Origin of the sequence: Rhizobium hidalgonense (genome assembly GCF_002914525.1) — a bacterium.
Taxonomy (GTDB): Bacteria; Pseudomonadota; Alphaproteobacteria; order Rhizobiales; family Rhizobiaceae; genus Rhizobium; species Rhizobium hidalgonense.
Genome location: NZ_LODW01000127.1, coordinates 242,603 through 257,212, shown reverse-complemented (window position 1 = coordinate 257,212; position 14,610 = coordinate 242,603). Strand labels below are relative to the sequence as shown.

Sequence of the window (14,610 nt, the reverse complement as noted above, 5' to 3'; positions counted from 1 at the left end):
GCCCACCCTCTCCTGTGACTGTCACAGAAAATGGCGTTGGGATGTTCACGCGATACGTTCACGGCTGGGCGGCAAGATAGCGCCTAAATGCCGGATAAGTGATACGCTACACCCACCCGCTTCCGATTGTCTTCCTGCCCAAAACTATGCCATGACCCATCCACCATAAGATGCAACGGAAAAGGCGCGACATGAAGAAGATCGGTTTCCTCTCGTTCGGGCACTGGACGCCCTCGCCTCAGTCGCAGACGCGCTCGGCGGCCGATGCGCTGCTGCAATCGATCGACCTTGCGGTCGCGGCCGAGGAGCTCGGAGCCGACGGGGCGTATTTCCGGGTGCATCATTTCGCCCGTCAGCTGGCCGCACCCTTCCCGCTGCTATCGGCCGTCGGCGCAAGAACCAGCCGGATCGAGATCGGCACCGCGGTCATCGACATGCGCTACGAGAACCCGCTTTATATGGCCGAGGATGCCGGTGCCGCCGATCTTATCGCCGGCGGCCGGTTGCAGCTCGGCATCAGCCGCGGCTCGCCGGAACAGGTGATCGATGGCTGGCGCCATTTCGGCTACGCTCCGCCCGAAGGCCAGAGCGAGGCAGACATGGCCCGCCACCACGCCGAAGTCTTTCTCGAGATCCTGCGCGGCGACGGTTTTGCCAAGCCAAACCCGCGGCCGATGTTTCCGAACCCGCCCGGCCTGCTGCGTCTCGAGCCGCATTCGGAGGGGCTGCGCGAGCGGATCTGGTGGGGCGCAAGCTCCAATGCCACCGCTGTCTGGGCGGCCAAGCTCGGCATGAACCTGCAGAGTTCGACGCTGAAGGACGACGAGACGGGAGAGCCGTTCCACGTCCAGCAGGCCGAGCAGATCCGCGCTTATCGCGAGGCGTGGAAGGCAGCCGGTCACACGCGACAGCCGCGCGTTTCGGTCAGCCGCAGCATCTTCGCACTGGTCGACGACCGCGATCGCGCCTATTTCGGCTATGGCAACGACGAGGACGACAAGATCGGTTTCATCGACGAGAAGACCCGGGCAATCTTCGGCCGCAGCTATGCCGCCGAACCCGACGTTCTGATCCGGCAGCTTGCCGAAGACGAGGCGATCGCCGAGGCCGACACGCTGCTGCTCACCGTCCCCAACCAGCTCGGCGTCGCCTACAACGCCCATGTCATCGAGGCAATTCTGACCCACGTCGCCCCGGCGCTTGGCTGGCGCTGACGCGCCGGCCGGTGGCACCGGGCGCTCACATCCGCCTGTATCGAGCGCGGAATTCGCGAGGACTGCAGCCCTCACGCTCGTGGAAGGCCCGTGAAAAATAGAATGGGTCATCCAGACCGATCATGGCGGCAACCGTTTCGATTTTTTCGTCGGTGGTTGCCAACAGCTGTTTGGCATGGTCCATGCGCGCCCGAAGCTGAAATGCCTTGGGCGGCAGCCCCGTTTCAAGCGTGAACCGCCGGCGCAATGTTGCCGGAGACATCCCGTGCTCGGCGGCAAAGGCGGAAAGGTCGAGCGGTTGCATCGCCCGCCGCCGTAGCGTTTCCACGATGCCGGCCATGTCGGGCCTTTCCCGGCGTTGATCCGCCACTCCAATTGCCTGTCTGGCGGCTGATATGACGATGCGATGCAGCATTAAAGCGGCCGACGCCTGCCCCAGGTGGGTATCGTCAAGCAGATCGGCGTGGAGCGTCCCGAAGAGCCGCGCCACCTCATCGAGGCGATGCAAGGCGACGACCGGATGTCGCTCGGCAATCATCCTCAGCCTGACGAAATCCCGCGTGAATGATCCTTCGAAAAGCGCCCAGCGCTCGTCCCAGCCGCCTTGGTCGGGAGCGTAGGAATGCGCGCGGTTGGGAAACAGCCAGAACAGGGCAGGCCCGGTCAGGCTGAGGCGACCGCTGGCGGCGGTTTCCAGCCAGCCCTGCCCGCGCTCCACCAACACGACGGCGAAACTCGGAAGTTTTCGGTCGGTCACCGCATGGCGGGCATGCTGCCTGCCGCTTCCGGTGACCGCCAGTCCGCCGGCTGCGCCAAGCGGCGTTCTGTAGATGGCTTCGGCGTCTCTCATGATGAGCGAAAAGTCCAGAGAGCTATTTCCTCTATGTCGGTTATCCCTGCAGATCAGCTATTTCTTGGCAAATCAATTCAAGCTGGAGAAGGCTGAAATGTCGATTACCGCCAAAGCCATGCAGAGCCGAACGCCGGAATTTCCCCTTGCCGCCCACGGCAAGACCTTGGCTGCGCAGCGGATGGGCTGGCTCACACCGACCGATCCCGCCATCGGCGTCGACGCCATCCGCCACCGCTACCAGAATGACGGCTATGTCTGGCTGAAAGGTCTTCTGCGGCGAGCCGATGTCATCGATTTCCGTGGCTGGGTCTTCGAACGCCTCGCGGTGACGGGACTGGTCGAGCCCGGCAGCGATTTTTCGCAAGGCATTGCGTCGGCCGCCAGCTTCGACTGGAGCTTGGCGGACCGGCGCCTGATGTCGCTTGTCCGCTCCGCCGCCTATGAAGGTTTTTGCGCGCAGCCACCGCTCACCCGCTTCATGGATGATTTCCTGCAAGGCATCTCCTATCTGCACAAGCGCAAGCTCATGCGTTTCACCCAGCCGGGATCGCCGACCGCCACACCCGCTCACTACGATCTCGTCTATCTCCGCGGCGGCACCAGCCGCCTGGTGACGGCCTGGATCCCGATCGGCGATATCCCTGCCGAGATGGGCGGCCTCGTCTACCTCGAAGGTTCGCACGCGCTGGGCGTCAAGATGGAGGCGGAGTTTCAGGCCGCAAGCGGCGATCTTTCCCCTGAGGAGCGGATCAGTGCCTATAACAGCCACATGAAGGAAGGCGGCTGGGTCTCGAAGGACCTCCCCGATATGGCGGAGCGCTTCGACACCCGCTGGCTCGCCGCCGATTATGAGGCCGGCGACGTTGTGCTCCACTCGCCCTACATGATCCACGCCTCAACCACCAACCAGGACAGCAGCCGGCGGCTGCGCCTCTCCACCGACATAAGATATCAGAATGTCGACGACGAGATCGACGCCCGATGGAACAACCATTGGAGCCTCGGCGATATGCTGTAGCCTGGTTCCAGCGCCCCGATCGGCCGAATTCCGCCGCAGTGAATGCCAGCGCCGGCTGCGCATCAGGCTCGCTCTCCGGAGATCGGACCGGCTGCTGCCAACAGAACAGCGAAGCATCGGGACCTTACTGCCGCCGTGAGCGTTGATGGTCCGAGCCTTGAATCGGTTGCATGACTGACCGACTTATGGCTGGGACCGAACCGCTCGAGTTGCCTGATGCCGCGCACGAACCTGAACGACATCCTGATCTTCATGGCCGTCGTCGATGCCGGAAGTTTTATTGCCGGCGGCCAGGCCATGGGCCTGTCCCGCTCGGCGGCGGGAAAGGCCGTCATCCGCTTGGAAGACCGGCTCGGCACACGTCTGCTCAACCGCACGACGAGAACGCTGAGCCTGACCGATGAAGGGCGGGTATTCTACGAACGCGGCTTGCAGATCCTCGCCGCGGTCGACGAGGCGGAAGTGAGTGTGGGAGGCCGGAGCGACATGCCGCGCGGCGTTCTCAGACTAACGGTACCCGATGCCTTCGGGCGGCTCGTCGTGCTGCCCCTGTTGGAAAAATATCTTCAGGCCTGGCCCGACATCCAGGTCGAAGTGAGCTTTACCAATCACCTCGCCGACATCATCGAGGAAGGCTTCGATCTGGCGATCCGGATCGGCGCCGCTGCGTCGGACTCCCGGCTGGCCTCGCGGGTGATCGCCACCTACGGTACGCGCCTCTGCGCCTCGCCGTCTTATCTCGCCGAGCGCGGCGAGCCGCGCGCAATCGACGATCTCGCAACCCACGACTGCCTGATTTTCGCCAGCCGCAATCAAAGGCAAGGCTGGCGTTTTCGCGGCAAGGGCAGTTCCTGGATCAAGGCGCAGGGACGCAGCCGCCTGAGGCTCGACAGCGCAGAGGCGATCCGCGACGCTGCCCTGGCTGGATTGGGCATCGCGCTCCTGCCCGATTTTCTCATCGCCGGCGATCTCGCCGCCGGGCGTCTTCGGCAAGTCCTGCCCGACCTTGAAGCCGATGATGCTAAGATCGTCACGCTCTATCCCGACAAGCGCCTGCTGGAACCGCGCATCAACCGGTTTATCGATCTGATGGTCGAGGCTTTGGGGCACGAGAGGTCGGGCGCGCGCTCATCGCCTTGATACGGAAGCACCGGCATCGGCAACCGCCCGGTCGAAACCGCGGAAACTTTTCAAGGCAAGGGGAAGCAGCGTTGCGACGAGATAGGCAAACCCGGTGAGCAGCAGCGCCGCGGCAAGACCGATCGTGCTGATCAGCGCGCCGCCGAGGAGACCGCCGAAGGGAATGAGGGCGAAACAGAGGGCGGTGTTCATGGCGATGACGCGGCCCGTCAGCGGCTTGGGGATGCGCTCGAAGATCACCGCCGCCAGGATCGGGTTGAGGAAGCCCGAGGCAAATCCCGCTATGGCCAGGGTTGTAAAGACAAGGCCGAGCGGCGCATCGAGCGCAGTCACGAGAAAACGCGGAAAGCCGGTCAACAGGAATGCCACGGTATAGACGATCAGGCGCGGCATCCGTTCGCCGATTACTGCGGTAATCGCCGCACCTGCGATCGATGCGCCGGCGAATGCCGCAAACATCGCTCCCAGCAGTTCCGGACCATGGCTGGATTCGCGTGTCCAGACAGGCAACAGCACGGCATGATAGGCTTGGTCCAGCAGATTGGTGATCGCCACCATGGCGACGATGCTGACGAGCACGGCATCGCCGCGCAGAAAGCGCCAGCCTTCGCCGAGATCATCGAGATAAGAAGCCCTTTCGGCCGGTCGGGCGCCGGATGCACCGGACGGCTGGGGTTTGCGCTGCATACTGGGGATGCCGACTGCAACGATCAGCGCGGCGGCAGCGAAGGTGGCGGCATTGACAAGGAGCGCCTGACCCGGGCCGACGATCAGGCCGATCAGCGCGCCGGCGCCGGCAGCGCCCGCCGTCGAGGCCAGCCGCTCGATGGCGCTGGCGACGCCGGTCACCCGTTCGAGCGGCACATTGGCGAGCCGGGCGATGTCGGGAACCATCGCCTGCTTGGCGGCGTCGGAAGGCCCACGCAGCACGCCCATGGCAAAAACAATAGGCAGCAGCGCCGGCATGCCCAGCAGGCCGAAAAAATCGAGCAGCGGCACCAGCCCTACAACGGCCACCGAGGCGGTGTCGCAGGCAATGGCGATGCGCTTGGCGCCGACACGGTCGATCAGCGGCCCGCCGAGCGCCTTTGCAACGACATAGGGCAGCATCTCCAGCATAGCCGTCAGCCCTGTCAGGACAGGGCTGCCCGTCGTGCTCAACACCAGCCAGGGAATGGCGATGGTCGACAGCCGTGTGCCGGAAAGCGAACACGTCTCGGCAGCGGCGAGCGCCAGGAACGGCCCGCCCTTCCTCACGGCTCATCCTCCTCGTTTCGATGCGGAAGTCGGCCCGGATAGGGGAAGGCGTGCAGCATGACAAAGAAGGGCACCATGTCAGATTTCCGAGACGCCGCATCGCCGAGCGGCGGGGCAGCCCGCATCGCTTCCAGGATGATGTCGCGCAGCCGTTTCGTCAGCGCCTCGGCCTGGTCAGAGGTCATCGGAATAATGACGTCATCGGCAGCAGTCGCCTTGCGCCATTCGGCCGGCAGTTCGGCATATTCCTCCAGCGCCTGCTGCATCTGGCCGACCTGCAGCGAGAGAGCCGCCTGGTTGAAGGCGATGTCGAGATCCAGCGCCTCCCCCGCCGCTTGGTTCGCCGGCACCGAGGTCAGCTCGTGGCTGGCGCGCCACCAACGGTCGCGCCGGGAAGCATGCGGCGCCTCCTCGATGAAGCCGTATTGGGCGAGCTGGCGCAGGTGATAGCTCGTCGCGCCGCTGTTCAGGCCGAGCCGACCGGCCAACTGCGTCGCCGTGGCGGGTCCGTCGATCCTCAGCATGCCGAGCATCCGCAGCCGAACGGGATGCGCCAGGGCCTTCAGCGCGGTCGGTTCGGGCACGACCCGACTGACGGTGCGGGAGGCGGCGGCGTCTGCCGGAGACTTGGAGTGTGGATCTTTCATGGCTGAAGTGTACAATCGCAAACATATCTTTGCAAAGTTTTCTTTGCAATAATATCTGAAGCTTTCGAATGCCGCTTGAAATCCGGCTACCGCCCTAGTCAAGCACCGTGACGCACCCTAAGACCGTCACCACGATCCGCATGAAATGAGGGGCAAGGATGGTTGAGGAAGCGCAAAAAAACATCGGCACGTGGTACATCGACCCCGACGCCGAAGACAGGATGGCCGATGGACATGCGCCGATCTGGCGCCACCTGATCGACCTCATGCTCGAGCGGGACCTGACCGACAAAAGCGTGCTCGATTTCGGCTGCAATCAAGGCGGCCTGCTGCGGCATCTCTATGCGATCCGCCCCTTCCGCAAGGCGCTCGGCATCGACATCGCCGACACCTCGATCGCCAAGGCCGAGAGGCTGAAGGGCAATCTGCCGATCCAGCATCAGGTCGGCAGCAGGCTGGAAGGCTGGAGCGAAGAATTCGATCTCGCCGTCAGCCACGAAGTCATCTATCTCGTCCCCGATATCGACGCCCACTCTGCCGATATAAGGCAGGCGCTGAAGCCCGGCGGCGTCTATTATGCGGTCACCGGATGCCATACCGACAACCCGCTCTGGCCGAAATGGCGCGAGCTCGTCGCCAACCGTACCAACACAGTCGTGCAGGATCGGTCGATCACCGATTACGGTCGCGCCTTCGAAAAGGCGGGCTTCGACGTCTCCGCCCGCAAACTCGAATATGACGGCTTCATCCCCTTCGTGGCGGACGGCTGGACGCCCGACTTTGCCGATGCGCTGGATTATTACACCCAGACGAAAATCGTCTTCAGGCTGGTGAAGCGCTAGATACCACCGGCTGAAGCCGCATCAGCTCGACATCGAAATGCGGCGGATTGTTCGGAGCGACCTGGACGAAGCGGCCTCTGACGCGGAAGATTTCCTGGATGAGATTGCGCTCGGCCAGCTCGCGCGGCGCGCCGTCGAACCTCAGCTGCCCCTTTTCGAGCAGCGAGATTCGATCACTGACGGCGATCGCCTGGTTGATGTCATGGATCGCCATGACGATGGTCACGCTTTTTTCGCGGCTCAGCCGATGCACGAGATCGAGCACCTCGACCTGATAGCCGATATCCAGGAAGGAGGTCGGCTCGTCGAGCAGCAGGATCTCCGCTTCCTGGGCGAGAGCGGCCGAAATCCAGGCTCTCTGCCGTTCGCCGCCGGACAGTTCGCGAAGGCTGCGGTCAGCCAAATCAGACAGCCCGGTGCTTTCGAGCGCCCATTCGATCGCCTCTTCGTCGCGGCTGTCATAAGAGCGAAACAGGCCGACATGCGGGTAGCGGCCCTGCCGCACGAGCTGGGCGACGGTCATCTCGTCGGGTGCGGTCGGCTGCTGCGGCAGGAAGGCGAGCCTTTTGGCCAGCATCCGACGCGACATGGAGGCGACGGCAACGCCGTCGAGCGATGCCCTGCCTTCGGCTGGCCGGATCAGACCCGCCAGCGCATGCAGCGCCGTGCTCTTGCCTGAGCCATTCGGGCCGATCAGCGCCCGGATCTCGCCCTTTTCGAGCGACAGGCTGAAGCTCTCGAGGGCCTTTCGCTTGTTGTACATCACCGAGAGATCGGAACAGGACAATGGCATTTCGGCCTCACATAGTTTTGCGCAGCAGCGCGAGCAGAAGCGGCACGCCGAAAACGGCCGTAACCACGCCGATCGGGATTTCCTCGGCTTGGCCGAGCAGCCGGCCGATGAGATCGCCGAGCGTGACGATGACGGCGCCGAGCACGATTGTCAGCACAATCGACAGCATGAAATTCCGCCCCGCCAGGAACCGGGCGAGATGCGGCACGATGAGACCGACGAAGACGATCGGCCCAACTGCGCCGACGGCACTCGCCGCAAGCGCGCAGGAGACGACCAGCACGATCGAGAATTGCCTGCGATAGCCGAGCCCGAAGGAGCGCGCGACAGGCGCATCGAACTGCAGCAGCATCAGCGGCCGGGAGATGACCGGCAGCATGGCGAGCCCGACGATGGTGAAGGGCAGCAGGAAGAGCGCGTGCTCCCAAGTGCGGGCGTAAAGGCTGCCCGACAGCCATTCGAGAATGATCTCGATGCGGGCCGATCCCCATCCGGCGATGAGGCCGATCGCCACCGCATGCAGCACCGCACCGACCGCCACGCCGCAGAGCGTGATGCGCAGCGCGCTGAGCCCGAGACGGAAGGCGAGCAGATAGATGACGCCGCCGGCAAGCAGGCCGCCGGCAAGGCCTGCCGCCGGCAGCCACGCGACCGGCAGTTCGGCCAGCGTGTTCGAGCCCGGCTCGAAGATATAGACGGTAAAGAGCAGGAAGACCGTCACCGACAGCGTCGCCCCCTGCGACACGCCCATCAGCGACGGGTCGGCCAGCGGATTGCGGGTGATGGTCTGCAACAGATATCCCGCCAGCGAAAAGTGGATGCCGGCGAGAATGCCGGTGACGATGCGCGGCAGCCTGATATCGAGAATGATCAGTCGCGCTTCCGGCGAGCCGCCGCCGGTCAAGACGGCCGCGACGTCAGCCATAGGGACATCGGCGACGCCGAGGAAGATCGCGGCCGCAAGCGACAGCACCGCCAAGATGGTGAGCACGGCCGCCATGCCAAGGCTTGCCGAACCGGCCGATGTCGATGCCGGCGCGCTCATCGCGGCCCACCCGCAAGGCTCAACCGCCCGCGCTGGACGAGATAGATGAAGATCGGGCCACCAAGCAATGCGGTGACGATGCCGACCGGCAACTCGCGCGGAATGGCGATGCTGCGCGCGAAAACATCGGCGGCGGTCACGATCAGCGCGCCGAGGGCAGCGCTCAATCCGATTTCCCATCCCGTGCCGCGGGGTTTCAGCAGCCGGGCGATGTGGGGAGCGGCAAGACCGACGAAGGCGACCGGCCCCGCGATCGGCGCGACGCCCGCGACCGGAATGACGGCCAGAATGAGGATCAGCGGCTTCCACAGGCCGAGCTGCAGACCCATGCCGGCCGCAGCATGGTCACTCAGCATGAACATGCCGATGACGCGCCGGAGCAGGAGCGCACCGACGACGCCGGTAATCGTCCAAGGCAGCATGTAGAGGAGATGCGACCAGGTGCGCCCCTGGAAACCGCCGGCAAGCCAGAAGAGCAGCGATGCCGATTGCGGGCCGGTCAGCAGCAGCACATAGGTGGTGATCGCGCCCAAAAACAGCGAGACGCTGACGCCGCCAAGCGCAAGCTGCAACGGCCGCCCCTGCCCGCCGCGCGACACCCAGAACGTCACCGAAGCTGCCGCAAGTCCGCCGGCAAGGCCGATGAAAGGATAATAGGCAGGCGAAAGCCAGGGCAGGAAGACGAAACAGCAGACGATCGGTGCGACCGCCCCCGACGTGACACCGGTAATGCCGGGATCGGTCAGCGGATTGCGCGTCAGCGTCTGCAGCACATAGCCGGAAACGGCAAGGCCCGCACCGCCGGCAGCCGCCGCCAGGCTCCGCGGCAGGCGCAGCGTCCAGACGAGAATGGATTCGATCTTGCCGTCGGGCGCCAGCAGCACGCGAAGTGCGGTCTCGACCGAAAGCGTCTTGGCGCCGACCAGCAAGCCGAGCATCGCCGCCAGCATGGCGGCGACGACGATGAGCCCTATGGCCAGGAATGATTGCCGGGGGCTCATCGCAGGCCTTGTCGTTGGGCTTAGTTCTGCAGCTCGGCCGGGATCAGCTTGGCGGCTTCCGCCTTGACGTCGACCGCCGGGAACGTATCGGGATAGAGGTAGTGCGCGGCCTCGCGCAGCACGATTTCGCGAGCGATCGGGCCGTTGGTCTCGACCCACTGGTCGCCGACATAGAAGACCCGGTTGTTCTTGACCGCTGACAGCTGCGACCAGATCGGATTGCTCTCATGCGGGCGATCCGGGCCGGAATCATAAACGAAAATGACCTCGGGATCCTTTTCCAGCATGGTTTCCAGGCTGAGGTCGATGCCGAACTCGCCGCCCGGGCTCTTCGGCCCCGGAATATTGTCGCCGCCGATCGCAGCGACGATCGAGGCCGAGGTGTTTTCCGTGTGGAAGGCGAAAGGCGTCGCGCCGCCCCACATGATCAGGAAACGCGGGTGGCCCTTCGGCGCCTTGGCGGCGAACTCCGACAGATGCTTGCGAAAATCGGCGTTTAGCCGCTCGCCGCGCGCGGGCTTGCCGAGCAGCTTGGAAAGGGCAGCGGTCTCGCTGTAGCTCTCTTCGAGCAGCTCCATATTGTAGGCGACATAGGGTGCGATGTTTTGAAGCTGCGCGGCATTGCCGACCGTATAGCGGCGGATCGCGATGATCAGATCCGGCTTGGCTTCGGAGAGAAGTTCGAGATTGGGCTTGGCGCGCTGGCCGATCTGCTTCATCCCAGAGGTGAGGCCGAGCAGGAAATCGGGCTCGCGGCCTGACGTCATATAGGTGCTGGCGACCGGCTTGATGCCGAGTGCCAACGCAACATCGTCGGCGAAATAGGAAATCGAGGCAATGCGCTTCGGCAGCGCCGGGACTTCGACGGCTACGCCGCGATCATCTACGATGACGCCGCGGTCGTCGACGATCGAGATTTTACCGCCATCATCCGCTTGTGCAGCGCCGGCCGCCAACATTGCGGACAAGCCCAGGGCCGAGAAAAATCTGCGCGCGTATCGAGTCATGTCTGAAAACTCCCCTCTGATGCGCACAGGCTTTAGCCAAAAAAGCGGAGTTTCACAATCATGATTCTTTTGTGCGATTTCGGAGAAGCACCGGCTCCTGGGCTCAATCCTCCCGCAGGGTGAACACTGCGCAAGGATCGGCGATGCCGCGGAGGCTGTGCTCTCCGAGCGGCATCAAGGAAGCCGTCGTATTCGCGGCAAGCGCGCCGGAGATCAGCACGGTCCGGCCGAGCGGCTTGCAGAGCCCTTCAAGCCGACTGACCAGATTGACCGCGGGGCCGATAGCGGTAAAGTCCAGCCGGTCGGCCGCGCCGATATTACCCCAGAGGATCTCGCCGAAATGCAGCGATGCGCCGAATGGCAACGGCGCCAGCCCCTGCGCGTGGCGCACTTGGTCGAGATGGGCCATGCCGGCACGGCTGGCAGCGACGGCCCGGAGCGCCGCCTCGCACGCTTCCCGATCAGCCCGAACCTCGTCGCCGGAAACGGCCGTGACCGGAAAGATCGCCAGCACGCCGTCGCCCATGAATTTCAGCACCTCGCCGCCGAAAGCGTGCACGGCGCCGGCGACGCGGTCGAAATAGGCGTCGAGCGCTGATATCATTGCCTGCGGCTCTGTCACTTGCGAAAGCGCGGTGAAATCCCGCAAATCGGCGCAGAGAAGAGCCGCACGAATGGTTTCGCCGGTGCCGCGGGCAAGCGCGCCCGACTGAACACGGGCCGCGCTGCGCCGGCCAAGATAGGCTTCCAGCAGCGCCGCGCGCGCCTCCCGCGCCGCAAGGGCTGCAAGCGGTGCGGCGGCAAAACGCGCAACCTCCTTCAGCCGGACGGCTTCACCGGGAGCGAATTCGCCCGCCCCTGCCCCCTTGCCGATGCCCGCCCAGCCGAGCATGGCGCCGTCCTGTGAAGGCCCGATCTTTTCCTCCCAAACCGGCCCGAGCCCGGCCAGCCATTCACGCCCGGCATCGCTTTGAGGTGCGGCGGCAAAAGTGAGCGCCTCGATGACCGCGCCGGTCTCGGCCCGCCACAGCCAGGTGCGCCGCGCAATGATCGGATGCGGCACCGAAAGCGTCAGCGCGCCACCGGAAAGCGCCAAGCCATCGGCCAGCAGCCGGCGCCCGAGTTCGGCCAGAAACCGATCGGGCCCAGGCGAAGCCGCAGCCTCGTCAACCAGCCAGGCAAGGGAGGAAGGCAGATCCATGGGTTAACATCGCATCGCCCGGAAACGTTCGCAAGCCCGGGGCATCCGCCCGCTGATGCTCCCGCAGCCCGTCTCGGCTCTTGCGCCCGCCGCTTCTCCCCAAAACCCCTGTCAACCCCACCACCGAAACACCTGTGGAAAACCATTCACCACGGTGGAAAACAACCAGATGAACACTTTAAAATTGCGCGACATTGATTCGATTATGTGCCAGCTTGTCATAAGCGATTGAGGGGTTGCTATGAGCACGACATACTGGCCGAAAGACCCGCTGGACGGGAATGATATGACGCTGCTGACATCGATCCTTCGCCGGTGGTGCGCCCGTTACGGAATCGATTTTACCGCGGAAGAGAGCAAGCGGAAGGCGAAGGAACTCGTCGAGTGGTTCGAGTTCGGCGTCAAGGATCCGGCCGAGCTCGAAGAGCTGATCGACGGGAAATACTGGCTCGTCAGCAATATCTGAGCGCAGTGCTGATTTCCAAGAGAAAAGGCCGGGCGAAACATCGCACCGGCCTTCGTTTGTCTGCCCCTGTCCGAGGCTTTTAGTAGTCGTCCCGCCAGCGGCGCTCGCGATCCCAGCGCCGCTCATGGCGCCAGCGCGGGCCGTCCCAGTCGCCGTGACGCCGCTCCCAGCCCCAGCGGGGCGGGCCGCCGTAGAATGCCACCGGCGGCGGGCGTCGCCAATTGCGCCGGCATTCGCCCCAGCGGGTCAGGTGCCAGCCGCGGCCACAGGCGTAGTCGACCTTTGTGACAGTGCTCTCAACCTTGATTGTCCCCATCGGCATCGCCTCAGCTGTGCCGATCGAGAGGCTGCCAGCGAGCAAGGCAGCCGCGATAGAAAGTGCCTTCATCGAAAAACTCCAATTCATCCAGCCGCAACCACCCTAGGTTCGCCAAATTGAACTGGAGATGAACTGCGCATTCATGTTTACGGGAGAAATAGCAGCGCTTTCCGACGAATGAAGGGAGCACCGGCCGGCCGTTTTTCCCGCAACGGCAAGCGCTTGAGCAGCGCCCCGCCGCCGGCGGAAAATCGTTCATGTCCTGCCGTAAAAAGGATCCGGACCGGGATCGCGACCGGCTGCAACCTCGGTGAGCCGCCCGAGGTAATGGGCCCAGCCTTCCGCATGACCAGCGCATTGATCGGCGCTCGGCAGGCCGGTATGGGTGAGCCGCAGCAGCGTTCCGCCCCCCTGTTCGATCAGGTCGATCTCGACCAGGCTGGAGCCCGGCGGCACCACCTCGCTGCCGTCCCAGCCGAAGCTGTAGGCAAGCCGATGAACCGGCACCACCTCGCGAAACGAGCCGCGCGCAAATCGGGCGCCGGTGACGTTGACGAGATAGAGCCCGCCCGGCTCCGGCTCGACCTCGGCCTCCGTCCCCATCCAGCGCAGGATCTTCTCCGGATCGGTCATCAGCGCGAACACCGCCGCCGGAGGTGCTGCGATATGCGCCTCGCGGTGAACGACGAGGGGGTCTTGCATGTCTCTCTCCCATGGTTGTCATGGCCTGCCCTCGCCTCAGGCGGGATCAGCGGGTCATGCTGTTTTGACGTGGGTGTCCTCACCCGGAGCATGTAGGCAAACGTGTACGTTCAGCAAGGGCCACGGAGACATTCCTCACTAACGCTGACTCGTCACTGTACCCTCCGCTTACTCAGTGCACTCGCTCCTATCGTCGCTGGCCCCCTCATCTGCGTGCCGGCATAGGCATCTGACCTGGGTATGCCGGCACAACCGCCTTGCCGTTCGGGCCACTCACGCCTCGACCATCCCGCATCCGCGATGAAAGCATTTCGCCCTATTGCCAGCCCGCCGCCTTGCCCCTATTGTCCCCGCCGTTCTCAGGGCGGGGTGAAAGTCCCTACCGGCGGTATGCAGTTTCGATTGCGAGCCCGCGAGCGCCTTCTTCGGAAGGGTCAGCAGATCAGGTGAGATGCCTGAGCCGACGGTCATAGTCCGGATGAAAGAGAACGCGCGTTCCTGCCGCCCTTGCGGGCTGTCGGGGACGTTCGTGATCGCCTTGGGTGACGTGTCTGTACGCCAAAGGAGATTACCATGACACCCACCCGTTACGCCTTTATCAAAGCCGGCTGGCACGCCGATATCGTCGACCGTGCGCTCGAAGGTTTCCAACAGCTTGTTCCCGCCGAGCAAATCGACGTGTTCGATGTTCCTGGCGCCTTCGAAATGCCGCTGCTGTCGCGCGATCTTGCCGCGAGCGGGCGCTATGCCGCCGTCATCGCCGCCGCCTTCGTCGTCGATGGCGGGATCTACCGCCACGAATTCGTCGCCCAAGCCGTGGTCGATGGCCTGATGCGCGCCGGCATGGATACAGGCGTACCGGTGCTGTCGGTCTCTCTGACACCGCATCATTATCAGGAAACCGAGCATCATACCCAGATCTACCGCGCCCATTTCGTCGAGAAAGGGCGTGAAGCTGCAAAGGCGGCTCTAGTGATCGGCAAAACCCGCGCCGCTCTCGCCGCATAAGGGCATTCATCTTCCGCCGCCGGCTCGACGAGCCGCAGAATGACAACGAAGACGGCGGGAACCGGTCCCGCCGCCTCATCGGATCGACAGACCTTGC

Annotated in this window: 16 protein-coding genes and 1 riboswitch; of the genes, 6 read left to right on the top strand and 10 right to left on the bottom strand. The window is 64.1% G+C overall.

The window, feature by feature from the left end; all coding sequences use genetic code 11:
* Positions 1 to 191: 191 nt before the first annotated feature.
* Positions 192 to 1,214 (top strand): LLM class flavin-dependent oxidoreductase, encoded by a 1,023-nt coding sequence (locus ATY29_RS34735; RefSeq protein ID WP_003564612.1) that lies wholly within the window; start codon positions 192 to 194, stop codon positions 1,212 to 1,214.
* 25 nt (positions 1,215 to 1,239) lie between these two features.
* Here ATY29_RS34735 and ATY29_RS34730 read toward each other — a convergent pair whose 3' ends face one another.
* Positions 1,240 to 2,064, bottom strand: coding sequence for a helix-turn-helix transcriptional regulator (locus ATY29_RS34730; protein WP_025416533.1), 825 nt, complete (start codon positions 2,062 to 2,064; stop codon positions 1,240 to 1,242).
* Between the two features lie 97 nt (positions 2,065 to 2,161).
* On the opposite strand from ATY29_RS34730, the gene ATY29_RS34725 reads away from it, so the two are divergent.
* Together ATY29_RS34725 and ATY29_RS34720 are read left to right on the top strand one after the other, a co-directional pair.
* A complete protein-coding gene (locus tag ATY29_RS34725) occupies positions 2,162 to 3,085 on the top strand; it encodes a phytanoyl-CoA dioxygenase family protein (protein WP_097534205.1) in 924 nt (307 codons plus the stop codon).
* Between the two features lie 216 nt (positions 3,086 to 3,301).
* Positions 3,302 to 4,225, top strand: coding sequence for a LysR family transcriptional regulator (locus ATY29_RS34720; protein WP_025416534.1), 924 nt, complete (start codon positions 3,302 to 3,304; stop codon positions 4,223 to 4,225).
* On the opposite strand, the gene ATY29_RS34715 is transcribed toward ATY29_RS34720, so the two are convergent.
* Together ATY29_RS34715 and ATY29_RS34710 are read right to left on the bottom strand one after the other, a co-directional pair.
* Complete coding sequence (locus tag ATY29_RS34715) at positions 4,214 to 5,482, bottom strand: MFS transporter (protein ID WP_097534203.1); 1,269 nt, start codon at positions 5,480 to 5,482, stop codon at positions 4,214 to 4,216. The genes ATY29_RS34720 and ATY29_RS34715 overlap by 12 nt on opposite strands.
* Complete coding sequence (locus ATY29_RS34710; RefSeq protein WP_097534201.1) at positions 5,479 to 6,129, bottom strand: ArsR/SmtB family transcription factor; 651 nt, start codon at positions 6,127 to 6,129, stop codon at positions 5,479 to 5,481. The genes ATY29_RS34715 and ATY29_RS34710 overlap by 4 nt, the downstream gene beginning before the upstream one ends.
* A gap of 158 nt (positions 6,130 to 6,287) precedes the next feature.
* Here ATY29_RS34710 and ATY29_RS34705 point away from each other — a divergent pair, with 158 nt between their 5' ends.
* Positions 6,288 to 6,971 (top strand): class I SAM-dependent methyltransferase, encoded by a 684-nt coding sequence (locus tag ATY29_RS34705; RefSeq protein ID WP_003564624.1) that lies wholly within the window; start codon positions 6,288 to 6,290, stop codon positions 6,969 to 6,971.
* On the opposite strand, the gene ATY29_RS34700 is transcribed toward ATY29_RS34705, so the two are convergent.
* From ATY29_RS34700 to ATY29_RS34680, 5 genes are all read right to left on the bottom strand, one after another.
* The gene (locus tag ATY29_RS34700) at positions 6,952 to 7,764 is read right to left on the bottom strand and encodes an ABC transporter ATP-binding protein (protein ID WP_097534199.1); all 813 of its coding nucleotides are present in this window, start codon (positions 7,762 to 7,764) and stop codon (positions 6,952 to 6,954) included. The genes ATY29_RS34705 and ATY29_RS34700 overlap by 20 nt on opposite strands.
* A 7-nt stretch (positions 7,765 to 7,771) precedes the next feature.
* Positions 7,772 to 8,809, bottom strand: coding sequence for a FecCD family ABC transporter permease (locus ATY29_RS34695; protein ID WP_025416537.1), 1,038 nt, complete (start codon positions 8,807 to 8,809; stop codon positions 7,772 to 7,774).
* Complete coding sequence (locus ATY29_RS34690; protein ID WP_097534197.1) at positions 8,806 to 9,810, bottom strand: FecCD family ABC transporter permease; 1,005 nt, start codon at positions 9,808 to 9,810, stop codon at positions 8,806 to 8,808. The genes ATY29_RS34695 and ATY29_RS34690 overlap by 4 nt, the downstream gene beginning before the upstream one ends.
* A gap of 20 nt (positions 9,811 to 9,830) precedes the next feature.
* The gene (locus tag ATY29_RS34685) at positions 9,831 to 10,817 is read right to left on the bottom strand and encodes an ABC transporter substrate-binding protein (protein WP_097534195.1); all 987 of its coding nucleotides are present in this window, start codon (positions 10,815 to 10,817) and stop codon (positions 9,831 to 9,833) included.
* Positions 10,818 to 10,920: 103 nt separating this feature from the next.
* Entirely contained in the window at positions 10,921 to 12,018 is a 1,098-nt protein-coding gene (locus tag ATY29_RS34680; protein ID WP_097534192.1) for an adenylate/guanylate cyclase domain-containing protein, read from the bottom strand.
* Positions 12,019 to 12,259: 241 nt separating this feature from the next.
* On the opposite strand from ATY29_RS34680, the gene ATY29_RS34675 reads away from it, so the two are divergent.
* Positions 12,260 to 12,484, top strand: a complete 225-nt coding sequence (locus ATY29_RS34675) for a hypothetical protein (protein WP_003564635.1) — start codon at positions 12,260 to 12,262, stop codon at positions 12,482 to 12,484.
* A 79-nt stretch (positions 12,485 to 12,563) separates the two neighbouring features.
* On the opposite strand, the gene ATY29_RS34670 is transcribed toward ATY29_RS34675, so the two are convergent.
* Together ATY29_RS34670 and ATY29_RS34665 are read right to left on the bottom strand one after the other, a co-directional pair.
* The gene (locus tag ATY29_RS34670) at positions 12,564 to 12,872 is read right to left on the bottom strand and encodes a GCG_CRPN prefix-to-repeats domain-containing protein (protein WP_003564637.1); all 309 of its coding nucleotides are present in this window, start codon (positions 12,870 to 12,872) and stop codon (positions 12,564 to 12,566) included.
* A gap of 186 nt (positions 12,873 to 13,058) precedes the next feature.
* A complete protein-coding gene (locus ATY29_RS34665) occupies positions 13,059 to 13,505 on the bottom strand; it encodes an SRPBCC family protein (RefSeq protein WP_003564639.1) in 447 nt (148 codons plus the stop codon).
* A 351-nt stretch (positions 13,506 to 13,856) separates the two neighbouring features.
* Positions 13,857 to 13,999: riboswitch (FMN riboswitch) on the top strand.
* A gap of 79 nt (positions 14,000 to 14,078) precedes the next feature.
* Here ATY29_RS34665 and ATY29_RS34660 point away from each other — a divergent pair.
* Positions 14,079 to 14,513, top strand: a complete 435-nt coding sequence (locus ATY29_RS34660; protein WP_003564641.1) for a 6,7-dimethyl-8-ribityllumazine synthase — start codon at positions 14,079 to 14,081, stop codon at positions 14,511 to 14,513.
* The last annotated feature ends 97 nt before the right edge of the window (positions 14,514 to 14,610 follow it).